This is a genomic window from Algoriphagus sp. Y33 (assembly GCF_014838715.1).
Classification (GTDB): Bacteria; Bacteroidota; Bacteroidia; order Cytophagales; family Cyclobacteriaceae; genus Algoriphagus.
This window is the reverse complement of the sequence record NZ_CP061947.1, coordinates 953,880-978,235: the sequence shown is the minus strand read 5'-3', so window position 1 is coordinate 978,235 and position 24,356 is coordinate 953,880. Positions and strand designations below refer to the sequence as shown.

The 24,356-nt window shown below is 41.1% G+C and carries 29 protein-coding genes; 22 read left to right on the top strand and 7 right to left on the bottom strand.

What is annotated here, in order from left to right:
• Window positions 1-25 precede the first annotated feature (25 nt).
• The 5 genes from ID165_RS04080 to ID165_RS04060 all read left to right on the top strand — a co-directional run bounded on the left by ID165_RS04080 (window position 26) and on the right by ID165_RS04060 (window position 3,241).
• Window positions 26-724: a YafY family protein gene (locus ID165_RS04080; RefSeq protein ID WP_192349110.1), complete on the top strand. Its 699-nt coding sequence runs from the start codon at window positions 26-28 to the stop codon at window positions 722-724.
• Window positions 725-793: 69 nt separating this feature from the next.
• Window positions 794-1,216: a DUF1761 domain-containing protein gene (locus ID165_RS04075; RefSeq protein WP_192349109.1), complete on the top strand. Its 423-nt coding sequence runs from the start codon at window positions 794-796 to the stop codon at window positions 1,214-1,216.
• Window positions 1,213-1,812, top strand: a complete 600-nt coding sequence (locus tag ID165_RS04070; protein WP_192349108.1) for a YdeI family protein — start codon at window positions 1,213-1,215, stop codon at window positions 1,810-1,812. Before ID165_RS04075 ends, ID165_RS04070 begins: the two co-directional genes overlap by 4 nt.
• 37 nt (window positions 1,813-1,849) lie before the next feature.
• Window positions 1,850-2,422, top strand: coding sequence for a Crp/Fnr family transcriptional regulator (locus ID165_RS04065; protein WP_192349107.1), 573 nt, complete (start codon window positions 1,850-1,852; stop codon window positions 2,420-2,422).
• 81 nt (window positions 2,423-2,503) lie between these two features.
• Window positions 2,504-3,241, top strand: a complete 738-nt coding sequence (locus tag ID165_RS04060; RefSeq protein ID WP_192349106.1) for an SDR family oxidoreductase — start codon at window positions 2,504-2,506, stop codon at window positions 3,239-3,241.
• 80 nt (window positions 3,242-3,321) lie between these two features.
• On the opposite strand, the gene ID165_RS04055 is transcribed toward ID165_RS04060, so the two are convergent.
• A complete protein-coding gene (locus ID165_RS04055; protein WP_192349105.1) occupies window positions 3,322-3,741 on the bottom strand; it encodes a DoxX family protein in 420 nt (139 codons plus the stop codon).
• 53 nt (window positions 3,742-3,794) lie between these two features.
• A complete protein-coding gene (locus tag ID165_RS04050; RefSeq protein ID WP_192349104.1) occupies window positions 3,795-4,403 on the bottom strand; it encodes an FMN-dependent NADH-azoreductase in 609 nt (202 codons plus the stop codon).
• Window positions 4,404-4,511: 108 nt separating this feature from the next.
• Between ID165_RS04050 and ID165_RS04045 the strand changes: the two genes are divergently transcribed.
• Window positions 4,512-4,871, top strand: a complete 360-nt coding sequence (locus ID165_RS04045) for a helix-turn-helix domain-containing protein (RefSeq protein ID WP_192349103.1) — start codon at window positions 4,512-4,514, stop codon at window positions 4,869-4,871.
• Between the two features lie 627 nt (window positions 4,872-5,498).
• Here the strand turns inward: ID165_RS04045 and ID165_RS04040 are convergent.
• Together ID165_RS04040 and ID165_RS04035 are read right to left on the bottom strand one after the other, a co-directional pair.
• Complete coding sequence (locus tag ID165_RS04040) at window positions 5,499-5,894, bottom strand: DUF1573 domain-containing protein (protein ID WP_192349102.1); 396 nt, start codon at window positions 5,892-5,894, stop codon at window positions 5,499-5,501.
• Between the two features lie 705 nt (window positions 5,895-6,599).
• Window positions 6,600-8,054 carry an ATP-dependent RecD-like DNA helicase gene (locus ID165_RS04035; RefSeq protein WP_192349101.1) on the bottom strand — a complete coding sequence of 485 codons (1,455 nt, stop codon included), beginning with the start codon at window positions 8,052-8,054 and terminating at the stop codon, window positions 6,600-6,602.
• 14 nt (window positions 8,055-8,068) lie between these two features.
• Here ID165_RS04035 and ID165_RS04030 point away from each other — a divergent pair, with 14 nt between their 5' ends.
• From ID165_RS04030 to coaD, 4 genes are all read left to right on the top strand, one after another.
• A complete protein-coding gene (locus ID165_RS04030; protein ID WP_192349100.1) occupies window positions 8,069-8,578 on the top strand; it encodes an NUDIX hydrolase in 510 nt (169 codons plus the stop codon).
• Window positions 8,579-8,626: 48 nt separating this feature from the next.
• Entirely contained in the window at window positions 8,627-9,208 is a 582-nt protein-coding gene (locus ID165_RS04025) for a hypothetical protein (RefSeq protein ID WP_192349099.1), read from the top strand.
• A gap of 11 nt (window positions 9,209-9,219) precedes the next feature.
• The gene (locus tag ID165_RS04020; protein ID WP_192349098.1) at window positions 9,220-10,038 is read left to right on the top strand and encodes a DUF3822 family protein; all 819 of its coding nucleotides are present in this window, start codon (window positions 9,220-9,222) and stop codon (window positions 10,036-10,038) included.
• A 130-nt stretch (window positions 10,039-10,168) separates the two neighbouring features.
• Window positions 10,169-10,624: a pantetheine-phosphate adenylyltransferase gene (gene coaD / locus ID165_RS04015; RefSeq protein WP_192349097.1), complete on the top strand. Its 456-nt coding sequence runs from the start codon at window positions 10,169-10,171 to the stop codon at window positions 10,622-10,624.
• Here coaD and ID165_RS04010 read toward each other — a convergent pair.
• Window positions 10,612-11,298, bottom strand: a complete 687-nt coding sequence (locus tag ID165_RS04010; RefSeq protein ID WP_192349096.1) for an NUDIX hydrolase — start codon at window positions 11,296-11,298, stop codon at window positions 10,612-10,614. The two genes, coaD and ID165_RS04010, sit on opposite strands and share 13 nt — an antisense overlap.
• Before the next feature lie 99 nt (window positions 11,299-11,397).
• Between ID165_RS04010 and pyrE the strand changes: the two genes are divergently transcribed.
• Entirely contained in the window at window positions 11,398-12,042 is a 645-nt protein-coding gene (pyrE, locus tag ID165_RS04005) for an orotate phosphoribosyltransferase (protein WP_304503152.1), read from the top strand.
• A 168-nt stretch (window positions 12,043-12,210) separates the two neighbouring features.
• Here the strand turns inward: pyrE and ID165_RS04000 are convergent, their stop codons facing one another.
• A complete protein-coding gene (locus ID165_RS04000) occupies window positions 12,211-12,723 on the bottom strand; it encodes a gamma carbonic anhydrase family protein (protein WP_192349095.1) in 513 nt (170 codons plus the stop codon).
• A gap of 261 nt (window positions 12,724-12,984) precedes the next feature.
• On the opposite strand from ID165_RS04000, the gene ID165_RS03995 reads away from it, so the two are divergent.
• The 8 genes from ID165_RS03995 (at window position 12,985) to secG (ending at window position 20,727) form a co-directional block, all read left to right on the top strand.
• Window positions 12,985-13,707 carry a YceI family protein gene (locus ID165_RS03995; protein WP_192349094.1) on the top strand — a complete coding sequence of 241 codons (723 nt, stop codon included), beginning with the start codon at window positions 12,985-12,987 and terminating at the stop codon, window positions 13,705-13,707.
• A gap of 62 nt (window positions 13,708-13,769) precedes the next feature.
• On the top strand, window positions 13,770-15,020 hold the full coding sequence (locus ID165_RS03990; protein ID WP_192349093.1) for an anthranilate synthase component I family protein: 1,251 nt from the start codon (window positions 13,770-13,772) through the stop codon (window positions 15,018-15,020).
• The gene (dinB, locus tag ID165_RS03985) at window positions 15,010-16,113 is read left to right on the top strand and encodes a DNA polymerase IV (RefSeq protein WP_225586977.1); all 1,104 of its coding nucleotides are present in this window, start codon (window positions 15,010-15,012) and stop codon (window positions 16,111-16,113) included. Before ID165_RS03990 ends, dinB begins: the two co-directional genes overlap by 11 nt.
• A 194-nt stretch (window positions 16,114-16,307) precedes the next feature.
• Complete coding sequence (miaB, locus tag ID165_RS03980) at window positions 16,308-17,783, top strand: tRNA (N6-isopentenyl adenosine(37)-C2)-methylthiotransferase MiaB (protein ID WP_192349092.1); 1,476 nt, start codon at window positions 16,308-16,310, stop codon at window positions 17,781-17,783.
• Complete coding sequence (locus ID165_RS03975; RefSeq protein ID WP_192349091.1) at window positions 17,783-19,072, top strand: sigma-54-dependent Fis family transcriptional regulator; 1,290 nt, start codon at window positions 17,783-17,785, stop codon at window positions 19,070-19,072. Before miaB ends, ID165_RS03975 begins: the two co-directional genes overlap by 1 nt.
• Window positions 19,056-19,595 carry an LPS assembly lipoprotein LptE gene (lptE, locus tag ID165_RS03970; protein WP_192349090.1) on the top strand — a complete coding sequence of 180 codons (540 nt, stop codon included), beginning with the start codon at window positions 19,056-19,058 and terminating at the stop codon, window positions 19,593-19,595. Before ID165_RS03975 ends, lptE begins: the two co-directional genes overlap by 17 nt.
• Before the next feature lie 31 nt (window positions 19,596-19,626).
• Window positions 19,627-20,346 carry a hypothetical protein gene (locus ID165_RS03965; RefSeq protein WP_192349089.1) on the top strand — a complete coding sequence of 240 codons (720 nt, stop codon included), beginning with the start codon at window positions 19,627-19,629 and terminating at the stop codon, window positions 20,344-20,346.
• A gap of 12 nt (window positions 20,347-20,358) precedes the next feature.
• Complete coding sequence (gene secG / locus ID165_RS03960) at window positions 20,359-20,727, top strand: preprotein translocase subunit SecG (protein ID WP_192349088.1); 369 nt, start codon at window positions 20,359-20,361, stop codon at window positions 20,725-20,727.
• Window positions 20,728-20,850: 123 nt separating this feature from the next.
• On the opposite strand, the gene ID165_RS03955 is transcribed toward secG, so the two are convergent.
• Complete coding sequence (locus ID165_RS03955; protein ID WP_192349087.1) at window positions 20,851-21,561, bottom strand: hypothetical protein; 711 nt, start codon at window positions 21,559-21,561, stop codon at window positions 20,851-20,853.
• Window positions 21,562-21,776: 215 nt separating this feature from the next.
• Between ID165_RS03955 and groES the strand changes: the two genes are divergently transcribed.
• The 3 genes from groES to ID165_RS03940 all read left to right on the top strand — a co-directional run bounded on the left by groES (window position 21,777) and on the right by ID165_RS03940 (window position 24,297).
• Complete coding sequence (gene groES / locus ID165_RS03950; RefSeq protein WP_192349086.1) at window positions 21,777-22,055, top strand: co-chaperone GroES; 279 nt, start codon at window positions 21,777-21,779, stop codon at window positions 22,053-22,055.
• A 41-nt stretch (window positions 22,056-22,096) separates the two neighbouring features.
• Entirely contained in the window at window positions 22,097-23,728 is a 1,632-nt protein-coding gene (groL, locus tag ID165_RS03945) for a chaperonin GroEL (protein ID WP_192349085.1), read from the top strand.
• 176 nt (window positions 23,729-23,904) lie between these two features.
• Window positions 23,905-24,297, top strand: a complete 393-nt coding sequence (locus ID165_RS03940; protein ID WP_192349084.1) for a response regulator — start codon at window positions 23,905-23,907, stop codon at window positions 24,295-24,297.
• Window positions 24,298-24,356 lie beyond the last annotated feature (59 nt).

Below are 24,356 nucleotides of genomic sequence, written 5' to 3'. Positions count from 1 at the left end.
TAATAAAACTTCTGACATTTGAAGGATGAATGATACCGATACAAAAAGACTTTCCAGACTTGTAGCAGTCTTAACGCAGTTGCAAACAAGACGACTTGTAACCTCTACTAAACTTGCAGAAAAATTTGGAGTCAGCACAAGGACAATTTACAGAGATTTAAAAGCATTGGAACAAGCAGGTGTTCCCATTCTGACAGAAGATGGCAAAGGCTATACGCTGATGGAAGGCTACAAAATTCCACCCATTATGTTCAGCGAAAACCAGGCAAATGCATTAATTCTTGCAGAACAATTAGTATTAAAAAACAGAGACAGCTCCTTAATTAATGATTATGCCGAAGCTATTGACAAGATAAAGGCGGTTTTAAGGCAAAGTGAAAAAGACAAAGCCAATCTACTTTCGTTGAGAACCAAATTTGCAAAGCTTGAAAATTATGAAATCAGCAGTAATATTTTATCTTCTTTGCAAAATTCGATCACCAATTTTCATCTTGTACAATTAGACTATATCAGTGCCGAAAATAAGTTGAGTGAAAGAGTTGTTGAGCCTTTTGCCCTCTTAAGCATATTAGAAGGCTGGTTGATGGTTGCCTATTGTCGCCTAAGAAAAGAATTCAGATATTTTAGGTTGGACAGAATTCAAAAATTACAAATTCAACAAGAAAAATTCACTCCACACAAAATGACGCTACAAGAATTTTTTGAAAAATATCACGACCATTAAATACCCTTGACATACTGTTGTCAATGGGGCATTTTAATTTTGTGGCATTATTAGTTAAAACAAAAAGTTATGCTACAAAAAATTTCTAAAATCAGTTGGTTGGGAGTATTCCTCTCTTTAGTATTTTATTCTTTTCTCGGTTGGTTTTGGTTTACTGTATTATTTCCAAACCAATACGCTTCTTCCTTAGATAAATTAGGTTTGATGCCTGCCAATCCAGACCCAATTTTTTTTTATGGGCCACCTTTGACAATTCTACCAACAATAATTACAACAGCTTTATTGATGGTAGTGTTAAACATAAACACAAGGAAGGCAGCCATTGAATTTGCCCTGGTAATAGGTTTGGGATTTTTGGTCGCCAATACGTTTGACATTGCCATCAACCCCAATATCCCCCACCCAATGTCGTATGGCTTGTTAGTTGGTGGATTTCAATTGGTTGGCATGTTAGGTTCTTGCTTAATTTTGCAAGCAATACGTAAAAAATGAGTGCGTTGGAAATAGAACAATTCTATCCTGAGACCAAACAGCATTGGCGAAAGTGGTTAGCGGAAAATCACAACCGCAAAGATGCTGTTTGGCTTATTTATTACAAAAAAAATGTGGGTAAACCAACAATTAAGTGGAGTGACGCAGTTGATGAAGCCTTATGCTTTGGTTGGATAGACAGTAAAGCAGAAACAATAGATAAAGATGCATTCAGACAATATTTTTGCAAACGAAAGCCCAACAGCACCTGGAGTAAAATCAACAAGCAAAAGATTGAAACTTTAACGGCAAAAGGTTTGATGACTAAAGCAGGCTTTGACGTAATCGAAATAGCAAAACAAAATGGTTCTTGGACAATTTTGGATGAAGTTGAAGAACTGATTATACCATCAGAATTGGAAAAAGCATTTGAAAATTTTCAAAACTCAAAAGACTTTTTTTCTTCGTTAAGCAAAAGCAAGCAAAAGGTTTTACTCCAATGGATAGCACTTGCAAAGACAGACACGACAAGACAAAGAAGAATTTTGGAAATAGCAGAAAGTGCTTCTCAAAAACAACAGCCCAAACAATTTAGACCGAAAAAAAACGGCATATAAACAGCACCAACCCAATGACATTTGCTAATTTCTTACAATGGAAGCACTCATAAATTACCTACTGCAATTCGGACACTTGAACCAACAGCAAACCGAGTTGTTAAAAAGCAAGGCAAAGGCCACAGAACTTAAAAAGGACAACTATTTTTCTGAAGCAGGAAAGACACCCAGAGAAGTTGCTTTTTTGGTGGAAGGTGTTTTCAGGGTTTGCTATTACAACATCAAAGGAGAAGAAATTACAAAATACTTTATTGACGAAAATAATTTTGTCGTGGATATCAATAGCTATAATCAAAACATCCCCTCTTCGGAATATGTGCAGGCAATAACAGATTGCAAATTGTTGATTTTCTCAAAAGAAGTATTAAAAGAATTATCCCTGACAATTATTGTTTGGGATAGTATCATCAACCAGATTACAACTAAAGCATTGGCAGAAAAAGTAAATAAAATCAGCCCTATGCTGGCGGAAAATGCAAAAGTTCGATACCTGTCTTTTCTTGAAAAATTCCCATCACTTGCCAACAGAATTCCATTATCGTATATGGCTTCCTATTTAGGCATTACCCAATCCTCGTTAAGCAGAATTAGAAGGAATATAAATAAATGATTTTGTTTTTTTGCCAAATGGCAAATTCTGCCCATAATTTAATGCAGAGCTTTGTACTTCAATAATTTAAAAAGATATAAAATGAAGACGGCATTGATTACAGGAGCAAACAAAAGCATCGGTTACGAAACTGCAAAACGACTTTCTAAAAATGGTTTCCTTGTTTATTTGGGAAGCCGAAATCCGGAAAACGGCAAAAGAGCCGTTGAACAATTAAGGAGCGAAGGCTATGAAAATCCGGAAGCTATCCAAATTGACATAACAAGCTTGGATTCAATAGTCAATGCTAAGGACAAAATAGAACAGCAAAGCGGGCATTTAGACGTATTAATCAACAATGCAGGTATAAGTGGAGCATTGCCACAAAATGCCTCAAATGCGAATATTGAGGACATTCGTAAAACATTTGACACCAATTTTTTCGGAACCGTTAATGTCGTTCAAACTTTTCTTGGATTGCTAAAAAAATCGGACAGCCCACGAATTGTCAACGTTACTTCAGGACTGTCTTCATTGACTTTACATAGTGACCATAATTGGCAGTTTTATGCTTATAAAGGTGCTTCTTACGGACCATCAAAAACCGCATTGAATGCGTACACAATTGCATTGGCTTATGAATTAAGAGACACTCTTTTTAAGGTTAATGTAGTTGACCCAGGCTTTACTGCAACAGATTTTAACCAACATAGAGGTACGGGAAGTGTAGAAGATGCCGCAGATTTTGTAGCTAAATATGCTTTATTAGATGTCAATGGTGCTACCGGACAGTTCTTCAGCCGGGACATTAAAGAGGAAGGAAGCCAAAGTCCGTGGTAATTTCAAACAGCAGGACAAGAAAAAGCTGTTATAGGGGCTGACGAGCCCTGATCGCCCCTATAACACCAATTCCTAAACCGTTACCGGCATATCGTAAGCAGCCACAAAGTCCGACAATTGAAAAAGCCAACGAAGGAAAGTCCACGTTGTGTTTGACAGTTTTTCGCTGACTTTAAAATAAAATATCCCGACAGACAATCATTCAGACTTACCGACTTCCGGTGCGTCAAATACAACACAATAAGTAGTGCCAAAACAACCAACGGATAAACAATGTTGAGCCTGGGGTCACCAACAACCACATGAGCCATAAACTTAGACACAAAACTAATTGATAGACCCACGTAAGCGGCTTCTTTCGCTAAACGAAAAGGCAAACAAAGCGCAATGGAGGCAAGACCTTTCGCAATTCCCAATTCTGTCCTGAAATAATCGGGAAAATCCAAATGCTGAAACACTTCTTTTAATTCTGGACTTGAAAACGCCATTGTAAGGGACATCCGTCCTGTAGTGACGTAATAAGTGATTTTTGTTGCTTTTTATTTTATGCTTTTTAGGCTATTTCTATGCTCTCAATACCTTTTTCAAAAGCTGTTTCTTTAATTCCATCAATTCTCTGACCTTCTACGCGAAACGTAGTAACGTCTGTAATACCAAGAAATCCGAGTATGAATTTCAGGTAAGGACTCACAAAATCAAACTGTTGAAAGTTGCCTTCGGAATATACACCGCTTGAAGCAATTGCGATATACGCTTTTTTGTTTTTCAAAAAACCTTCCGGCGTTCCGTCTTCATTGTAACGGAAGGTAATCCCCGGCCTTGCAATGTGGTCTAAGAATGCTTTCAAAGTGGAAGGAATTGCGAAATTGTAAAACGGTGCTCCAATAACATAAATGTCAGCTTCCTGCATTTCTGCAATTGCTTCATCCGAAATTTTTATCGCTTTCTCTTGTTCTGGCGTTTGATTTTCAGCAGGCGTAAACCACGAACCAATTTGTAGTGCGTCCAAATGCGGAAACGACTCTTTTGCCAAATCTCTTTCTTTAACAATACTACCGGGATATTTTTCCTGAATTTTTTCAACAATCTCTTTACCCAGCTTTCTGCTGATCGAAACCTCACCTTGTGGGCTTGTAATAATGTGCAATATTTTTTTACTCATCGTTCTCACTTTTTTTGTTTTTACCGAGGCAAAATTAGCTACATTTGCTAACAAATAGTTAGTAGTAAACAAAAGGTTAGTAGTAACATTTGGGTTAGTATAAAAAACATGAACCAGAAAATAGTCTTTTCAGAGGTGCAATGCACTAAACACATCAGCGCGGTTGAGGACGCTTTGTATGTGCTGGGTGGCAGGTGGAAAATAAGGGTAATGATTGCCGTTTTGGGCGGGCATACACGGTTCAACGAATTACAACGAACCATCAAAGGCATTTCGGCAAGAGTGCTTTCAAACGAATTGAAGCAATTGGAGATAAACGGTTTGGTAAAAAGAGTTGTGCAAGCAGACCAGACTCCAGTTATTGTAGAATACATTGCTACGGACTACGCAACGACACTCAAAGACGTGGTTGGTGCATTAGCCGATTGGGGACAAAACCATAAAAAGAAAATCACGGCTAACAAATAACACGAACAGCCAAAAGCCCTGGCGGTAACAACTAGGTTTCCGTCGGCTTGCAAAACCAAGCATGAAACATCTTTTGCTCTGCCTTACCCGATAGCGAAGTGTATCGGGAGAAACGGTTGAGTGTTCATGGAGATTAAGTCAGATTATTGTGTGTCTTTTTAGGACTCGGTGGCAATAAAAATTGAGTTCCATTCGTCTCTAAATTTCAAAAAACATGGAATTCATCATTTTATCAGCCCTTCTGAACCTTGTTTAGGATGGGCTTTTTATGGCTTGACATAAATCTTCTTTCCTCCTCTCTGTCAAAACTTCTACGCATGCCGGCTGTGGTCAAAAAAACTCTCACAAAAAAAGACGGTCTCATAAGTAGATTTCTTGTCAGGCTGAATAAGAAAAAATTAAGATTTACAAAAGAATAATAACAGAAAGTGATTTTAGGAACAAAGTTGGGTCACCCTAAGCGGAGTCGAAGGATCATCGACTCCGGACTCGGACTGACGCAACATTTGAATACTTATTTGAATTCCGTCATTGATAGCGAAGTCGAAGCCTTTTATGTGCTAATTAAGCCCATTTCAACTTCCCGCCACAGCTAGACAAGCTGCTCTATGTGATGTTAGCCTTTGACTATTTTGTCTTGGGCAGAACATTTGAAATCAACGAAACTTTTTCAATCGGCTCCGAAGCATTCGAATAAATTCTCACTACAGAGTTCTGCTTGCCCATTTTACCGGAAGAGTTGAAAGACACTTTGATCTCCGAAGATTTACCAGGTGCTATTGGTTCTTTTGGCCAGCTTGGCACGGTACATCCGCAAGTCGCAGCTACATTTGAGATGATCAATGGAGCTGTTCCGGTATTTGTCAGTTCAAATGTGTGCTCTACCTTTTCCCCCTGGGTGATATCACCAAAATCAATCGATTTTTCTTTAAAAGTGATAGCTGCCCCACTCTGGTCTTGGGCGTTGGCATTAAATGCAAACACCAAGGCAAAGACGGTCAATAGTACTCCTAATTTTTTCATGTGTTTATAATTTTGATTTTCAGAGGTCACAGGGAATCTTTGACGGTTAAAACAATCATTTCCCTGTGTGATTTAATGATGATTTTAACCGTGTCGATTTCATGTGTTTTATTTTATTTTTCAGAGGTCATTACCTTTCCAGTGACAAATGAAACGGCATAGCCTGTCCAGAACTTGATTAGGGAGAATATTGTATGGTTGATAATCTCCCACTGTGTGCCCCCCTTCATGCCTCAGACAGGCTCGATTTCATGAGGCTGCCTATTTGGTTTTCAAATATTCAATTTTTTAAATCAACTTCAAAATAACGGATTTCAAAGATGAAAGATGCCTTCAATCAATATAATTTAGAAAATACCTTGCCAAAAGTGATTTTCCGGTTTGAATTATTTTAACCAGAGTGTACCCCGCAGAAGCCACAGTCATGCGTTTTTCATTTTTTGGCTATCCGGCTTCTTAGCCCAAAATACTGTTTTTCGCTTTGTATCTCCCTGCTATTCTTCCACAAAAGAGATTAAATCATTCCAAAATTCGGTGAACACTAGCACTTAGACCACTTGAGTCTTACGATTAAGCACACAAATAAATCTTGGCAACCGGCATAAATACAGGTAAACTTATTTAACAACCATTAAGCTTAGAAACCTCTTACCACTCGTCTTCACCCAATCTTGGTACTTAATTAGGTGTAACTTCTTACTATCCTTAAAGCTCCGTATCCTCCACCCCCTTCGGCTTCACAAAAAATGTCGGGGCAAAATTCACCAAATACAATTCCTCGGTCGCCCTTGTCATGGCTGTATAAAGCCATCTGGTAAAATCCTTGTCCACTTGATTTTCGGGAAGGTACCCCTGATCTACAAATACTGCTTTCCATTGTCCTCCTTGAGCCTTATGACAAGTCAGCGCATAGGCGAATTTAACTTGCAAGGCATTCAAAAAGGGATCTTTCCTGATCAATTCTCTTCGCTCCACCTTACTGGCCACATCTGCATAATCCTCAGAAACCTGCTGATACAGGCTTCTGTATTGTTCTCTTGTCAGTGAGGGGCTAGGTGAATAAAGCGTGTCCAAAATCACTTTGGCTTCGAAGTGAGGTTCGTCCGGATAATCCAACAGCCGAAGCTCCAATGTAGCAAACCGCAACCCATAAAATTCTTCGAAAGATCTAATCTTCATCACCTCCGCCATATCTCCATTTGCCAGAAAATTTACCTTCTCCGACTCAGCCATGTAAGTGTAATTGTTTTTCACAATCATCAATAAGTCGCCCGAACTGATTTCATCCTCGAAGAAGTGGATGGTTCTTCTGATATAGAGGTTATACTGAACTGCGGCCTTATTTGATCGGGTGATGATGGTGGTATTTTCTGTATCAAACTTGTCATAAGCATACCTCAGGCCATCTTCCAACCGTTCCCCCGTCATCTTGAACATATCTTTGAACTGACTGGTGCTTATTTGAATCTCCTGCTTCTCCTGCTGCAGCTGATGTCTTAGGTTGGTGGCATTGTACAGAATCCCGGATTCCAATCGCTGACGCATCACTTCCGTCAACTCAATGAAGTCTGCGTCTAAGCGGAAATGCCTCAACAAATAATCTGCTTCAAGCGCCGGACTGAACTCACTTCCCACGGGGGGAAGCTGGGCTGTATCTCCTACAAGAATAAGTCGGTTGTTTTGTCCATGGAACGTAAAACTGATCAAATCACCCAGTAAGTTGCCAGACATCCCACCGTCATCAGCCAGCATGGACGATTCATCTATTATAAAAACAGTGTCTTTGTAGTAATTCTTTTGCAGGATAAACCCTCCTCCCAAACTTCCGTCTTCAGCTTTGGGTTTGTAGATAATCTTGTGGATCGTATAAGCGGCACGGCCACTGTAATTGCTCATTACCTTGGCGGCACGTCCGGTGGGAGCCAATAAGAGCGACCTCATGGATAGTTTGGGCAGTACTTTCACCAGAGCTGAAATGACAGAGGTTTTCCCCGTCCCGGCGTAGCCTCGCAAGACAAACGTCGGCTTTTTATCCGGCTCCATAAGAAAAAAATAATCCATTTTGGAGAAAAATGATGCCTGCCCGGATGTAGGCTCAAACGGAAAATATTTACTCAGCAACGCTGATGGTCTCAGCAAGGACCCCTTATCTTTACTCATACAAACGAATGTAAATGCCTAAAGACGAAATCAGCAAGAAAATAGAAGCAAAATTCGGAAATCACCTCAGATCGCGCGTAAACGGCATTCTGATACAAGATGGAAAAATCCTGATGATCAAACATTTGATGGGAAATGGCAAGATCATGTGGTCGGTTCCCGGTGGCGGCATGCATTTTGGACAAAGTGCTCCAGAAAACTTAAAACGTGAATTTTCTGAAGAAACGGGTTTAGATATAGAAGTAAAAGCCTATCTTTTCGTCCACGAATACCTTGCTGTGCCACTTCATGCGATGGAACATTTCTTTCATGTGGAGAAAGTCGGGGGAAATTTAACACTAGGTACTGATCCGGAACTTTATCCTGATTCCCAAATTATAGAGGAAGTACAATGGATGAGCATTGCCGAAATCCGATCATTGCCTAATGAAGCCCTTCATCAAATCTTTTGGAGAATTAAATCCCTTGAGGACTTAGTATTGTTGCGCGGATATTTTAAATTTGAAAATAATTCTCTAAAATAGCACGATTAATAACCTTCAACCTTACCCAGATTCTTAAAAATTTAGCAAATGAATTTATCAAAAGTACTATCCTTGGTCTTCTTCGTAGTGGCAATTGGTCTTGGCTACCTTCTCTGGAAAGGTGTTGAAGACGTCGTGGAGGATGAAAAAAGAATCGCTCTAGTCGAAGCTGCAATCATTGAAAAACTCCAAATGCTTAGAGATGCGGAGTTGGCGTTTCAAGCTTCCAACGGGAGATATGCCGAAAATTGGAATGAGCTTAAATCATTTATCCAAACCGGTAAAATTTGGTTAGTTCAACGATCTGAAACCACGAAACTTCTTGAATACGGTAAAGAAGAAACCACTGTATCCTTCGATACCCTTGGTTCTATACCGGTAATCGATTCTTTATTCAACGAAAGAAAATATCCGGATTTCAATCTTGACGCACTTGCTGTCGTTCCCGGTTCAGGAGGAAAGCAATTTGAATTCTTCGCTGACAAAGTGGAAAGAAACTCTTATGAGATCTCTGTATTTGAGATAAGAGACCCTGCTCCGATTAACCCTAACAGAAGATTGAATAACAACGAAAAAGCATTGAAAGTAGGTTCAAGAACAGATGCCTCTACTGAAGGGAACTGGAAATAAAACCTCCTATTTTGGAAAGTAACCTTAAAGTATTCAAAAGTGATAGGTTTGATGTGGAAGACGCATCAAGCCTGTCACTTTTTTTGTATCCTGATTCCCTTTTCATTTTTGCGAAGGACAAGAACCAGAGAACCATCTGTATTCACGAATACATTAACTTCAACTGGAATTCTTTGGAGCAATTGGTCATTTCCGATCATTTGCTGAAAGTGGATATTCCTGCTAAGATCTATCTTCATCAGCCTTATTTCAGTCTTGTTCCCGGTGTATTATTTCAGCCTAACCAAGAGGTATCTTACTTAAGGTTTGCAGGAGATCAAAAAAGCAATACAAGCTATTTCAATACCCCTTTAGACAGTAATAATCTTCAGGTGCTTTCTTCTATACCCGAGAGGCTAAAAAAATCCCTGGAATCCCGGTTCTCCGAGTTGACATTCCATCATGGGTCAGTCTCTTTCCTTTCCTATTTATTCAAAGAAAGATTCAACCTGATCGGACAAGAAATCCTTGTAAGTCTTTTTGGAAATCAAATCTATACCGCGGCATTTTCAAATCAAGAGCTTGCAGCGTTTAATATCTTTTCCGTGGAATCTAAAGAAGACATTTTGAAATATGTCATGATTCTCATCGAGCAGTTGAAATTTGACCGGAATCATGTACGGATCAGTGTCTTCGGAGCGACAGGAGAAAATGGAATTAACGAAGAATGGGGTAAAGAATACTTCTTTAATTTTCGTCTTTTGGCTCCGCATGTTAACCAAAATTACACACATGGATTCAAGCATTTGAAATCGGTCAATTTATTTGAAACAAATTGGCAATTTGATTGAGTTTATACCCAAACTATCCAAACCACTTATTAAACGCTCATAGCGATGAGTGGTTTGTGTACAGGCGGTTACATCCCGTTTCCTTCGTCACGGGCAGGTTGTAGACTGACCATTGAATCATAAAACAAACATGACAAAAATTGCCATTTTCCCCGGATCATTTGACCCTTACACACTTGGACATCACGATATCGTGATTAGGAGCTTGGATTTATTTGATGAAGTCATTATTGGGATCGGTTACAATTCCACCAAGAAATCCAGGTACTTCGAGATTGATGATATGGTGGCAAAAGTAAAGAGTGTATATGAAAACACACCCAGCGTAAAAGTCATCGTGTACAATGAGCTGACATCCACATTGGCCAAAAAACATAACGCACAGTTTCTGATCAGGGGATTGAGGAACACTACTGATTTTGAATACGAAAACACAATCAGCCAAATGAACCGCTACCTTAATGAGGAACTGGAAACAGTTTTTCTTATCACTTCTCCACGATATGCGGCAATCAGCTCTACCATCATCCGAGAAGTACATCGCTTTGGTGGCGATGTGACAGAATTTCTTCCCTATAATATCTGAGGCTTCAGGTGAGTTTTGATATATTGTTTGAAGAGATATCGCATTGAGGGATAAGAATTGACCAATGCGATTTTGGCATCTCCTTCATAGAACCATCGGATATCTTCTATCCCCTCTTCTTCCTGAGGAGCCATAGTAGAATCATTCACGCAGTCCATTTCAAACCAATACGTCTTTTTCAATATGCTCTTTCTGTCTTGTGTATAGGTATGCCAAGTACTGCAGATCTTTTTACCCGCTTTCACTTTAATTGCACATTCTTCCTCTACTTCACGTACCGCACATTGTTTTGGAGTTTCTCCTTTTTCAAATTTCCCCTTCGGAAAATCCCATTTCCCCAAACGAAAGATAAGCAACATTTTATCCTTCTTGGATACTACACCGCCGGCAGCCTTGATTATAGAGAAGCGGCTTTTCACAAACTTCTTCAAAGCGGCTTTATCTTTACTAACCAGCGTGATCGAATCCAGATTTTTCAACTTTCGGGTACGAAGCATATACAGCAATCTGATAATCAGATCATGGGAAGGCTCATGAACTAGAACATCGTCTTTCCACGAAAAGTGGGCGGTCAAGTCTTCTTGCTGATGATAGACAGACTCGTAAGACTTCGACGGGTTCAGCTCATCGTAACTTATCAAGTCAATAGGTTTGTCATTCACGAAGATTCTCATGGGTGAGGCAATGGTTATACGTAATTGCAATGAGTCAAAAGTGCATATTTTTTTCACTTGCCACAACCTTAGCAAGAGTTAATCTCTTATTTTTGACTCATGGAAATTTTAGATGCGAACGTGGCTGCCGAAGTAGCGGACAAATTATTGGAAATTCAAGCGATCAGATTACAACCTGAAAAACCCTTCACTTGGGCCTCTGGATGGAAATCTCCCATCTATTGCGACAATAGGCTCTCTCTCTCTTTTCCTAAAGTTCGGACGATGATCAAAGAGCAATTGACCAGAAGTATCCAACATTTTTTTCCGAATGTAGAAGCCATCGCCGGTGTAGCTACTGCTGGTATTCCCCAAGGGGCTCTACTGGCAAATGATCTTGATCTTCCGTTTATATATGTACGCTCCAAAGCCAAAGGCCATGGAATGGAAAATATGATCGAAGGCAAAATAATTCCCGGGCAAAAGGTCGTGGTAGTAGAAGACTTGGTCTCTACGGGCGGAAGCTCGCTCAAAGCGACTCAGGACTTAATAGATGCCGGATTTGAGGTGTTGGGAATGGTAGCCATTTTCAGCTACGGCTTTGATGTGGCTGCGCAAAACTTCGAAAAAGCAAGTATAAAGCTTGTTTGCTTAAGTCATTATGAGGCGATGCTTCCCATGGCTGTAGAGAGAAAATACATTACGGACGATACATTGGAATCGCTCTCTGAATGGAGAAAAGACCCCGCTGGCTGGAAGCAGTAAGATCTAATAAAATATGTTGATTATTTTGGACGATGGCGGATGTCAGGTTTCAGATGTTGTGACGTAGGCGCAGGTTTTCCCTCTCTTGATTCTTAGTTCTAGTATCTTGACACTTCTTCGGTCTTCCTTCCTTAACTTCCTCCTGTTTGTTGTCCGCCTCCACTTGTCTCACTTCGGATACCATCCCGCATACATGGGATAGTTCTTTGCAGTTCTTGAGATAACTTCATCCATTTTCCCGCCCGTGCCTTTTACTTTTTTGGCAGGCATACCGGCGTAGATCGAGTTTGCTTCCACGATAGTGTTTGCAAGAACTACCGCCCCTGCGGCAATCACCGCCCCGGAATGAACTACCGCTCCATCCATCACGATTGCCCCCATTCCTACCAATACCCGGTCATGAATGGTGCAGCCGTGTACTACCGCATTGTGTGCAATTGAGACCTGATTGCCTATGTACGTTCCGGCTTTCTGATACGAACAATGGATCACCGCACCATCTTGGATATTGGTTTCATTGCCAATTCTGATCTCATGAACATCTCCACGAATTACCGCATTGAACCATACGGTGCAATTATCTCCCATGATCACATCTCCCACTACAGTAGAATTAGGCGCCAACCAGCACTTATCCCCAAATACCGGTTTTTTCCCATTTACTTCTAAAAGTAATGCCATAGTTACTAAACTTATTGTGCTTCAATTATTACCAATGTAGTGTTAACCAAAACCTATCAGGCTTACACCATCGATTTTGATGAAGTAAGTGTTTTTTACGGTTCTAACAGTAGAACCTGACAGATTTTTCCTGCATTTTTTACGCTTAACTCAACACCAGTTAAAAAACAAAGTTTCACTTTTTCTTTTGAGTAATGAACTTTTTAGCAAACTTTGAGTTTCCATGTCTATACATCTAAATTCGAAACCAAACTCACAACAATGAAAACTATCAAACAAACAGGCTTTATTCTTGCCGCTGCACTAATGACATTCGCCTGTGGCAAGTCTACTGACACGGTAGAAGCTACAGAAGCACAAGAAGTAGCTCAGGCGGAAGGCACTACTTTAACTGTTGATACAGAAGCCAGCACTATCGCTTGGACAGGCTATAAGCCTGCAGGACAGCACAATGGCCTAATCCCTGCTATAGAAGGAACACTTATCACAGAAGGTGAAACTATAGCCGGCGGAAAAATCACATTTGACATCACTAAGCTAGAGATCAAAGACCTGGAAGCAGGTTCTGAAGATTATGGAAAACTTCATGGCCATCTGCAATCAGCAGATTTCTTTGACGCAGAAACTCACCCTACCGCTACTTTTGAAATCACTTCGGTAGAACCATTCTCTCCAAGCGATTCAGTAGCCGATAAGGATGAATTTGAAACTGAGTTTACTCCTTCTTCTGATTCTGAATTGGCACCTGACGCTCCGACCAATTGGATCAGCGGAAACCTCACTATGAGAGGAACTACTAAAAACATCAAGTTTCCGGCAACAGTAACTGTATCTAACGGAACTGCAGCCGTTAAAGCAGGATTCAACATCGACAGAACCGACTGGGGTCTTTCTTATGGTGACGAAGCTTCTGCTACCGACAAGACAAAAGATAAATTCATTTACAACAGTGTGTCTATTGTTTTGGACACAAAAGCCAAATAAGGATTTAACTATTCTGAATTTAAAGAGGAAATCAGCCGATTTCCTCTTTTTTTTGTCTATTAATGCCGACAGCTCCATTCATCTACCCTATTCCGGACAGCATCCGGATCGAAAAACTTTGCCGATGGGCAGATGTACATTTTGATTTTTTTGCCTTTACCAATGGAAATGGGCATCATTACCCTGATGAACCATTTAGCACTGGATTTTTTGCAGGGAATAAGCAACTAACCGAGGCAGAAATATGGGGAGAACCCGCTGACTACAAAAAAGTCGGAATAATCGGCTATGATTTCAAAAATCGGCTGGAAAAACTCAAAAGTGAAAACCCGGCTTTTATTGAACTCCCTGAACTATGCTTTTTCCAGCCCGAGTTATCATTGGAATTTCGTTCAAATGAAATCCATTCGGCATGCGAACTGGATGTGCACTTTTGGAAGGAAATAGACAACACGAAAATCCCTCGTTCCCCAACTACCATTTGTCCTGTCAGCCCCCAGCTTTCTAGGAAAAGCTACCTCGAAACAGTCAAAACTATTCAGGATCACATCGTAGAGGGTACTACCTACGAAAGCAATTTTTGTCAAGCGTATTCAGGAATCTTTGATACTTGGGATCCCATTGGGGCATATTTTATGCTCAACCAACTCTCTCCCATGCCCTTTTCAACCCTCTTCAAGGCAAAATCCCAATGGCTGGTTTCAGCTTCACCGGAAAGGTATTTGAAAAGATCCGGGGATAAAATTATCGCACAGCCTATCAAGGGGACCATCAAACGTGGGAAATCGGAAATCGAGGACATCATCAACAAGGATATTCTTGCCTCCAGTGAAAAGGAGCAGGCAGAAAACCTGATGATCACCGACCTGATGCGCAATGACCTCTCCAAGGTATCCAAGACAGGGGCTGTAGAAGTCAAAGAATTGTTTGGAATTTATCCTCTGCCCAGAGTCTTTCAGATGATCAGCACCATTACTTCTACGCTGAAAGAAGGTGTAAACTTCTCAGCTATCATCCAAGCTACATTTCCGATGGGAAGTATGACGGGCGCTCCAAAAATCCGAACCATGGAAATTATTGAGGAATTGGAAAGTTTTAAGAGAGGGTGGTTTTCGGGCGCCTTCGGAGTGATTGAAGAAAACGGTGATTTTGATTTCTCAGTAATCATCCGTAGCATCATTGCTGATCTGAAGGTAAAAAAACTCTATTTTGGAGTAGGCAGTGCCATCACCTACGATGCGGATGCAGCTCAGGAATACGAGGAATGCAATCTAAAAGCCCAGGCAATTCTAGAAGTGCTCAGTGGAAAATGAAAAAGATATAGCGCCACACCCTATCAGGAAAATCATCCACGTGGATATGGATGCATTTTACGCATCTGTAGAGCAGCTGGATCATCCGGAATGGAGAGGAAAACCACTGGTTGTAGGAGGCAATGCAGCCAGAGGAGTGATCGCTGCGGCAAGTTATGAAGCGAGAAAGTTCGGGGTCTATTCGGCCATGTCTTCCGTGCTGGCTGCCCGCAAATGCCCCCAACTTATTTTTGCCCCGGCCAGATTTGACCGATATAGAGAGATTTCCGGTCAAATCCGGGAGATTTTCTACGAATACACAGACCTAGTGGAGCCCCTATCGCTGGACGAGGCATTTATGGATGTCACGGAAAACAAAAAAGGACTAAAATCTGCCATACTGATAGCCAGGCAAATTCGCCTGAAAATCAAAGAGCGTACAGGATTAAATGCTTCGGCGGGAGTTTCATACAACAAGTTTCTGGCGAAAATAGCCTCAGACCTAAACAAACCCAATGGACAAGCGGTGATCCTTCCTGATGAAGCCGAATTATTTTTGGAAAAGCTGCCGATCAAAAAATTCTTTGGTATTGGGAAAGTAACTGCGGAAAAAATGAGGGGACTGGGAATACATAACGGGAAAGATCTTAAGCAATTTTCCCTGCAATACCTTACCCGAAAGTTCGGGAAATCCGGTATTCATTATTTCAATATTGTTAGGGGAATTCACCTCTCCGAGGTTCAGCCTCACCGTATCCGAAAATCTCTCAGTGCTGAAAACACCTTTGAGAAAGACATTTTGACGATGGAAGAGCTCCTTACTGCCCTAAAACCAATCTGCGATGAACTCATCAAACGAATCAAGAAATCTCGCATCAAAGGACGTACGGTCACTCTAAAAATCAAATTTTCTGACTTCACCCAGCAGACCCGCAGCAAAACACAGGAGCAATATCCCGATGAAGAACATCTTTGGGAAATTGCCCGGGAACTTCTGGCTCAGGATCCCTTCGAAAAATCAATCCGCCTGCTCGGGCTTGGTATTTCCAATTTGAATATTATAGAAGAACATCAGCATTTTGGGGAGCAGCTGAGAATTCCCTTTGAAGGATAAGGGCGTCACTTTTGCCACACATTACAACGCCGTCTCCTGAATTTCAATTCGACCAATCAGTCGACAATTGAGCCAAGGGATTTATTCTCTCAGGGAATATTAGGTATGTTAACAAAATAAAAGAATGAGAGATCCTGCCATTTTGTCCGCATTTTCTTAATTTCGCCATCCGAAAGTAGGAAAGAAGAAGGTACATGAATAATTTAATTGCAGACATAGACATCATCTCAGGAGAAGAAGCACAAGCGTGTGACTTCAAGACTACCGTGGATGAAAATACAGGCAAAACCAAAAAACTCTACATTGAGAGTTATGGCTGCGCCATGAATTTCTCTGATTCAGAAATTGTAGCGGCTATCATGAAGGAAGGGGGATTTGATACAACTTCCGATTTCTATCAGGCAGATGTGATTTTTCTAAACACCTGCTCCATCCGGGAGAAAGCAGAACAGACAGTAAGAAAGCGCCTTACTGATTTCAACAGAGCCAAAAGGAACAAACCTGAAATGACCATAGGCGTGTTGGGATGCATGGCTGAGCGATTGAAGGAAAAGCTTCTCGAAGAAGAAAAAATGGTGGATATCGTAGTAGGCCCTGATGCTTACCGAGATCTTCCAAACCTGATTTCTGTAGCCGAAGATGGACAGAAAGCCGTAAACACGTTTCTTTCCCGTGAGGAAACTTACGCTGACATATCACCTGTGAGACTGAATTCCAATGGTGTATCCGCTTTTATCTCCATCATGCGTGGCTGTGACAACATGTGCTCCTTCTGTGTGGTGCCTTTTACCAGGGGAAGAGAAAGAAGCCGTGATCCCCATTCCATAGTCGAAGAAGCCAAAGATCTTTTTTCCAGAGGATACAAAGAAGTGACCTTACTCGGCCAAAATGTAGATAGCTACAAATGGTCTCCTGAGGAAAACAACAAAGCCAGGCTAAACAAAAAAGAAGAGGAAGTCACCGCGGTAGTGAATTTTTCCAATTTGCTGGAAATGGTTGCCTTGGTAGATCCAAGTCTCCGTGTGCGATTCTCCACCTCCCATCCGAAGGATATCACGGACGATGTCTTGTACACGATAAAGAAGTACGACAATATCTGCAAATACATCCATCTGCCCGCACAAAGTGGCAATTCCCGTGTATTGGAAATGATGAACCGAACCTATGACCGGGAATGGTATCTGGAGAGGGTATCAAAAATCAGAGAAATTCTGGGTGAAGAATGTGGCATATCGTCCGATATGATCACAGGATTCTGCAGCGAAACGGAAGAAGAACATCAAGACACGCTTTCCTTGATGGACATTGTGAAATTCGATTTTTCTTACATGTTCTTCTATTCAGAGAGACCGGGGACTTTGGCAGCCAAAAAATATCCGGATGATATTCCTTTGGAAGTCAAAAAACGAAGACTGGCCGAGGTAATCACCAAGCAAAGTGCACTTTCACATGAGCGAAATAAACTGGATCTTGGAAAGGAGCAACTTATACTGATCGAAGGCACCTCGAAGAAATCAGCAGATGAATTGAAAGGGCGAAATTCCGCAAATAAAGTAGTGATCGTGCCTAATGGAAACTACTCCAAGGGTGATTACTTAAAAGTAAAAATCACAGACTGTACTCCGGCCACGCTATTTGGCGAAGTGATTGAAATAAACCCGCAACATTAATGATTACAAATCCGGAAATACAAAGCGTCAAGCAACGCTTCGGGATCATTGGCAACAGCCCACTCCTGAATCATGCGATTCAGGTAGCTATGCAGGCAGCCCCCACTGATATGACCGTATTGATCACGGGTGAAAGTGGAAGTGGAAAGGAAAGTTTTTCGAAGATCATTCACTCACTCAGCCTTCGTAAGCATGGTAAATTCATTGCGATCAACTGCGGAGCTATTCCTGAAGGGACAATAGATTCAGAGCTTTTCGGCCATGAAAAAGGCTCTTTCACGGGTGCCCACGAATCCCGAAAGGGTTATTTTGAAGTGACGGACGGTGGCTCCATTTTCCTTGATGAGATCGGAGAAATGCCGCTGGGCACCCAAGCAAGACTGCTTCGAGTATTGGAAAATGGTGAATTCATCAAAGTGGGCTCTTCAAAAGTCCTAAAAACTAATGTCCGGGTAATCACGGCCACCAATGTCAAACTTCTCAATGCAGTAGAAAAGGGTAAATTCAGAGAAGATCTTTATTACAGACTCAACACCGTTCCGATTTTTGTCCCTCCCCTGAGAGAGCGTGGAGAAGATATGGTGCTGCTTTTCCGAAAATTCACCTCTGATTTTTCGGAAAAATACAATGTCCGTCCGATTTCCCTGGATGCTGCAGCTCAGGCAGCACTGATGCGCTACTCCTTCCCCGGCAATATCCGTCAGCTAAAAAACATTGCAGAGCAAATCTCACTTTTGGAGAGCGAGCGGGAAGTGGACGCTGCTACATTGGCAAAGTACCTGCCATCGGATAATTCACGCTTGCCGATGACCCTACCGAGTCCGTCAAAAAACAGTGACACCACTGATTTCTCAGAGAGAGATTTGTTGTACAAAGTACTCTTTGACATGAAAAAAGACATGAACGAGTTGAAAAAACTCGTTTTGGAAACCTATCAAAACGGAGGACTAAACCAAAACATCATCCAAAAGCACTCAGGACTTTTCGAAGACTTGGATAGCGGATTCTCTGCCAAAGAAAATACAGAATCCAATTCCGGTTACGTTCCTTTAGTGATCGATTCCAACAAATCAAACTCGGCTAACGAGGATGATTATGAAGATGATGCCATAGAGGATATTATTCACGAGGAAGATGACAATTCGCTTTCACTGGAAAAAAAGGAGAAGGAAATGATTCTAAGGGCTTTGCGCAAGCATAACAACAAGAGGAAATACGCTGCAAGCGATCTGGGAATATCAGAACGCACACTTTACAGAAAAATAAAGCAATATGAGATCGACCAATAAACTTACGCTATATGTACTTGGATTGGTCTTTTTCCTATTCCAGAGTTGTTCTGTCAAATACAGTTTCACAGGAACAAACATCGATTACAACCTCGTTCAGACATTTACCGTCGAAAACTTCTTCAACGATTCAGGCGGAGGGCCTGCAAATATAGAGCAGAGATTCACCGAATCACTGAAAGAATATTACCAGAGAAATACCCAGCTGGAACTGGTAAGATCAAACGGCAACCTGCAACTCATGGGGGCAATCTCCCGATACACCGTCACCCCTCAGGCGGCAGTATCCAGCAGCGACCCCAATCTTCCCGATCGTGCAGGCACCATGCGTCTGACGATAGTCGTGGATGTAGAATACATCAATACCACGAATGAAGAAGAAAATCTGAAAAGAAGTTTTACTTTTTTTCAGGATTATGATCCAAGAACCACCACATTACTTGATGCGGAAGATGAGATGGTAGATGAAATTTTCACTACTATCATTCAAGATATCTTTACCGCGACTGTTGCTAACTGGTAATTTGCCTATATTCAAGCCAAAAGAAATTCACGTGAACGCAGCCCAATTTTTAGAAATAGTCCAAAAAGCAGATTCCTTAGATAGCAGTGAGATGCTACAATTGCAAAAGATCCGGGAGAACTTCCCTTACTTTCAGATCCCGCATGTCCTTGCTGCCCGACACGAATTTCTGAAAGATGGATCGGGAAACATTCCATCACTGGGATATGCGGCGATTACCAGTCCCGATAGAATTTGGCTAAAAGCTTTAATCGAAAAGGTAAAGATTGAGGAGAAAACCGAAGTCCAGGAAGAAATTATCCGGAATACAGACGTTAAAACTGAAGAAAAAGCTTCACCTACTCCTACTCCTCCCGGCGCCAATGCACCGGAAGTCAAATCTGAACCTGTAGAATCAACGCCAAGAAGGAGAAAGCTTCCAAAGGACGATCTAATCGAAACGATCAAAAGAAAAGAAAAAAAAGAAATCCTTGACGAGAAAAAGAAAGAGCAGATTGACTTGATCAAAGCGTTCAGCAAGAAATCAATCAAGATGGCGACCATCAAGGAGATCGAAGCAAACCAGAATACCGAGAACCTTGCAGCTTCCAGTACTCAGATCAATGACAACCTGATATCAGAATCGTACGCCAAGATCCTTGCAAAGCAAGGCAAGAAGCACCTAGCCAAGCAAATTTATGAGAAATTGGTATTGAAGTTTCCGGATAAAAGGACTTACTTTGCGGACTTGATTGAAAAACTGAAAGATTAACATCCATATTATATGTTTACGTTATTGATTACAATTATTCTGATTTTGGCTGTATTGCTAATCTTGGTGATCTTAGGCCAGAATTCTAAAGGTGGAGTCGGTGCGGCATTCGGCGGCAGTGCTTCTCAGATCATGGGGGTGACCCGTACAGGTAATGTACTTGAAAAAGCTACTTGGGTATTGGCAGTTTCTATACTTGTGCTTTCCCTGGCTTCTTCTGCTTTTTATACCGGAGCACAGTCCAACCAGTTCTCTTCTCCTAATATTGAGAATGCCAAGCAGCAAGTGGTAGCGCCTACTTTTGGCGAAGATGACAATAGCCTACTACCTGCAGCTACAGAGGAGTCTCCTATTGAGACTGATACTACTTCCGGAAATTAAGGATATAATTGATAACGCATTTAAAGTCTGCTCCGCCACGGGCAGACTTTTCTTGTTTATACTTCTCTCAACAAACTTTTCCAAAGTTTAAAACTTTGGAAAGTTGATAAAGAACGAATAAGGCTATATAGAAACAGTCTTCAGCAGCAGCCGCTTGCTGATGGGAACCAGAGTTTCCTCAATCGGGAATTCTTGTTGGCTGTGAATCCTCCAAGTAGCAGGATTTGGCAACTCTTTGATCTCCCGTACCAGGTCCATTTTTATTTTTTCAAGCGTATTGACCAAACTACGATGAAACACGCCAATCAGCCACATACTGATGCTTCGGAATTTTTCACCTGCAAAATGAAGTAAACTTGATTGGTAGCGGTAGGCGTGCACTTCCTTCTTTTCTTCCCTTGACAATAATATATACCCCTCTTTATTGTATATAGGAACGATTCCGACCGGTTCGAATTCCAGTTGATCTTCTATATAATCATAAATCGTCTTCCCCTCTTCGATCTGCGAAACCAACTTGGGCAAGGCAAACTCAGTAATCATGGAAAGTTCTTTCATCACACTGTCCTCACTTACGTTGGATTGGTAGTTCAGCTTTCCTTTTTGAAAATCAATTGAATCCAACGTCTTGGGGAAAAGCTCACTGAGTCCGTTACTATTAGACTTCAGTTCGTTCAAATCCCGGTAATGAGCTATCAATTCGCTGAGAGCAGGATAAAGTTTCATCTCATTGAAACGTTTGTTTGTTTCCTGCAAATAGGCCAGCAATTGATACTTTTTATACTCGAAATCAATGTGGCCCTCGGTGATCCAGTTTTTCGGTAGTGTCTTCATAGCAAATAGGTTTGGCAATAATTTACAAAATTCTGACAATTTTGAAGAGCCCTTAGCAAAAATGGCAGTCATCTCTGCCAAAAAAAATCCTAATCCATGCTGAATTCCCCAAGATTGACAGCCGGTTTGTCAGCCTTTCTCTTTATTCCTTCCTTGGCACAAGAAGTGCTATTAGGCAAATACATTTTAATCTAACCTTTAAACGAATTTATATTATGTCAAATGTGAACATCAAACCTCTTGCAGACAGAGTTTTGGTACAACCTGCTGCAGCTGAAGAGAAAACAGCATCCGGCCTTTACATTCCGGATACCGCTAAAGAAAAGCCACAAAAAGGTACCGTAGTGGCAGTAGGAAATGGCAAAAAAGATGAGCCTTTAACTGTAAAAGTTGGAGACACCGTGCTGTACGGAAAATATTCCGGTACAGAATTAAATGTAGAAGGAAGTGATTATCTCATCATGAGAGAGTCTGACATCTTCGCTATCCTTTAATTAATCATCCCTAATTATCGTTAACCAAAATAGTTAAAAAAATGGCTAAGCAATTATTTTTCAATACAAGTGCAAGAGATCAGCTGAAAAAAGGCGTTGATGCGCTTGCAGATGCAGTAAAAGTGACTTTGGGACCAAAAGGTCGTAATGTAATTATAGACAAGAAGTTCGGAGCTCCTACGATCACCAAAGATGGTGTGTCTGTAGCCAAAGAAATCGAACTCGCCGAGCCAATCGAAAATATGGGTGCGCAGCTTGTAAAAGAAGTAGCTTCCAAAACTGCTGACAATGCAGGTGACGGTACTACTACTGCTACTGTACTTGCCCAATCCATCTTCGGCGTGGGTATCAAAAACGTAGCTGCCGGAGCTAATCCAATGGATCTTAAAAGAGGTATTGACAAAGCTGTATCTGCTGTAGTAAAACAACTTCAGGCTGATTCTAAGCAAATTTCTACTTCTAAAGAAATCGCTCAAGTAGCAACTGTATCTGCAAACAATGACGAGGAAATCGGAACCATGATTTCCAACGCAATGGACAAAGTAGGTAAAGACGGTGTCATCACCGTAGAAGAAGCAAAAGGTACAGAAACTGAAGTGAAAACTGTAGAAGGTATGCAGTTTGACAGAGGTTACCTTTCTCCTTACTTCGTGACCAACACAGAGAAAATGGAAGCTGAATTAGAGCAACCATACATTTTGATCTACGACAAGAAGATTTCTTCGATGAAGGAATTGCTTCCGGTTCTTGAGCCGGTAGCGCAATCAGGTAAGCCTTTGGTAATTATCTCTGAAGATGTAGACGGGGAAGCGCTTGCTACCTTGGTAGTAAACAAAATCAGAGGTGCTCTGAAAGTGGCTGCTGTCAAAGCTCCGGGTTTCGGTGACAGAAGAAAAGCAATGTTGGAAGACATCGCCATCCTTACCGGCGGAACGGTTATCTCTGAAGAAAGAGGTTTCAAATTGGAAAATGCAACTGTTGATATGCTCGGTAGAGCTGAGAAAATCAATATTGACAAAGACAATACAACTATTGTGAATGGTTCAGGAGATGCTGCTGCCATCAAAGGCAGAATCTCTGAGATCAAAGCTCAGATCGACAAAACTACTTCTGATTACGACAGGGAGAAATTGCAGGAAAGACTTGCTAAGCTTTCCGGCGGTGTAGCGATCCTTTATATCGGTGCAGCTACTGAAGTAGAAATGAAAGAGAAAAAAGACCGTGTAGATGATGCACTTCACGCTACTAGAGCAGCTGTTCAAGAAGGTGTGGTAGTAGGTGGTGGCGTAGCTCTGGTAAGAGCTGCTGAAGCACTTAATGATCTTAAAGGTCTAAACGAAGATGAGGATACAGGTATCAACATCATCAGACAGGCTATCGAATCTCCATTGAGAACTATCGTTTCCAATGCTGGCGGTGAGCCATCTGTAGTGATCAACAAGATCAGAGAAAACAAGGGTAACTATGGCTATAATGCCAGAACCGATGTTTACGAAGATCTCTTCAAAGCAGGTGTAATAGATCCTACTAAAGTAACTCGTCTGGCTCTTGAGAATGCAGCATCTATAGCAGCACTTCTTTTGACTACAGAATGTGTAGTAGCTGATGTGAAAGAAGATTCTCCTTCAATGCCTCCAATGGGTGGCGGTGGAGGAATGGGCGGCATGATGTAATCATCTCCCATGTCAAGACTAAAGGAGGTTTCCGTCAGGAACCTCCTTTTTTATTAGCTGAATAGTAGAGTTTAAAGGGATTTATAATAAAAAAGGCAGTTAAACTTTTTTCTTCAATCAGTATTAATTGTATTTTGGCTATACTTAACGGCTTCTTTTCTACTCTAAACCTCTAAATGATCCATTTTGACACCATTTTTCTAGTGGATGATGATCCCATAAATAATCTTATCAACAAAAGACTACTAGGAAAAGTTGATCTTGCAGAAAACATAGTTGAATTTCTGGAAGGCGCAGAGGCTTTGGTTAAACTCAATGATATTGACCCGACTCAATCAATCCTTATTTTTTTAGATATCAATATGCCGGTTTTGAATGGCTGGGAATTCTTAGATCGATATCAAGAGCTATATAGCGATAGATCCGATAAGATAGTCATTCTATCTAGCTCCATAGATTATCAGGATAGACTTAAGGCCAAAGAATACCAAGCGGTTTCCGGTTTTCTTGAGAAGCCTTTGACTTTGGAAAAAATAAAAATCCAAATGGAAAAATACGAGCGGGACTAGCTCTTACCTCCTCCATTCACACCATTTTTAACCTATCCATTTTCCCACAGCTTTAGGGT

What these genes read in the sequence shown, in the direction of transcription:
- ID165_RS04080 (WP_192349110.1), top strand. Translation starts at nt 26, where the DNA reads ATGAATGATACCGATACAAAAAGACTTTCCAGACTTGTAGCAGTCTTA.
- ID165_RS04075 (WP_192349109.1), top strand. Translation starts at nt 794, where the DNA reads ATGCTACAAAAAATTTCTAAAATCAGTTGGTTGGGAGTATTCCTCTCT.
- ID165_RS04070 (WP_192349108.1), top strand. Translation starts at nt 1,213, where the DNA reads ATGAGTGCGTTGGAAATAGAACAATTCTATCCTGAGACCAAACAGCAT.
- ID165_RS04065 (WP_192349107.1), top strand. Translation starts at nt 1,850, where the DNA reads ATGGAAGCACTCATAAATTACCTACTGCAATTCGGACACTTGAACCAA.
- ID165_RS04060 (WP_192349106.1), top strand. Translation starts at nt 2,504, where the DNA reads ATGAAGACGGCATTGATTACAGGAGCAAACAAAAGCATCGGTTACGAA.
- ID165_RS04055 (WP_192349105.1), bottom strand. Translation starts at nt 3,741, where the DNA reads ATGTCCCTTACAATGGCGTTTTCAAGTCCAGAATTAAAAGAAGTGTTT.
- ID165_RS04050 (WP_192349104.1), bottom strand. Translation starts at nt 4,403, where the DNA reads ATGAGTAAAAAAATATTGCACATTATTACAAGCCCACAAGGTGAGGTT.
- ID165_RS04045 (WP_192349103.1), top strand. Translation starts at nt 4,512, where the DNA reads ATGAACCAGAAAATAGTCTTTTCAGAGGTGCAATGCACTAAACACATC.
- ID165_RS04040 (WP_192349102.1), bottom strand. Translation starts at nt 5,894, where the DNA reads ATGAAAAAATTAGGAGTACTATTGACCGTCTTTGCCTTGGTGTTTGCA.
- ID165_RS04035 (WP_192349101.1), bottom strand. Translation starts at nt 8,054, where the DNA reads ATGAGTAAAGATAAGGGGTCCTTGCTGAGACCATCAGCGTTGCTGAGT.
- ID165_RS04030 (WP_192349100.1), top strand. Translation starts at nt 8,069, where the DNA reads ATGCCTAAAGACGAAATCAGCAAGAAAATAGAAGCAAAATTCGGAAAT.
- ID165_RS04025 (WP_192349099.1), top strand. Translation starts at nt 8,627, where the DNA reads ATGAATTTATCAAAAGTACTATCCTTGGTCTTCTTCGTAGTGGCAATT.
- coaD (WP_192349097.1), top strand. Translation starts at nt 10,169, where the DNA reads ATGACAAAAATTGCCATTTTCCCCGGATCATTTGACCCTTACACACTT.
- ID165_RS04010 (WP_192349096.1), bottom strand. Translation starts at nt 11,298, where the DNA reads ATGAGAATCTTCGTGAATGACAAACCTATTGACTTGATAAGTTACGAT.
- pyrE (WP_304503152.1), top strand. Translation starts at nt 11,398, where the DNA reads ATGGAAATTTTAGATGCGAACGTGGCTGCCGAAGTAGCGGACAAATTA.
- ID165_RS04000 (WP_192349095.1), bottom strand. Translation starts at nt 12,723, where the DNA reads ATGGCATTACTTTTAGAAGTAAATGGGAAAAAACCGGTATTTGGGGAT.
- ID165_RS03995 (WP_192349094.1), top strand. Translation starts at nt 12,985, where the DNA reads ATGAAAACTATCAAACAAACAGGCTTTATTCTTGCCGCTGCACTAATG.
- ID165_RS03990 (WP_192349093.1), top strand. Translation starts at nt 13,770, where the DNA reads ATGCCGACAGCTCCATTCATCTACCCTATTCCGGACAGCATCCGGATC.
- miaB (WP_192349092.1), top strand. Translation starts at nt 16,308, where the DNA reads ATGAATAATTTAATTGCAGACATAGACATCATCTCAGGAGAAGAAGCA.
- ID165_RS03975 (WP_192349091.1), top strand. Translation starts at nt 17,783, where the DNA reads ATGATTACAAATCCGGAAATACAAAGCGTCAAGCAACGCTTCGGGATC.
- lptE (WP_192349090.1), top strand. Translation starts at nt 19,056, where the DNA reads ATGAGATCGACCAATAAACTTACGCTATATGTACTTGGATTGGTCTTT.
- secG (WP_192349088.1), top strand. Translation starts at nt 20,359, where the DNA reads ATGTTTACGTTATTGATTACAATTATTCTGATTTTGGCTGTATTGCTA.
- ID165_RS03955 (WP_192349087.1), bottom strand. Translation starts at nt 21,561, where the DNA reads ATGAAGACACTACCGAAAAACTGGATCACCGAGGGCCACATTGATTTC.
- groES (WP_192349086.1), top strand. Translation starts at nt 21,777, where the DNA reads ATGTCAAATGTGAACATCAAACCTCTTGCAGACAGAGTTTTGGTACAA.
- groL (WP_192349085.1), top strand. Translation starts at nt 22,097, where the DNA reads ATGGCTAAGCAATTATTTTTCAATACAAGTGCAAGAGATCAGCTGAAA.
- ID165_RS03940 (WP_192349084.1), top strand. Translation starts at nt 23,905, where the DNA reads ATGATCCATTTTGACACCATTTTTCTAGTGGATGATGATCCCATAAAT.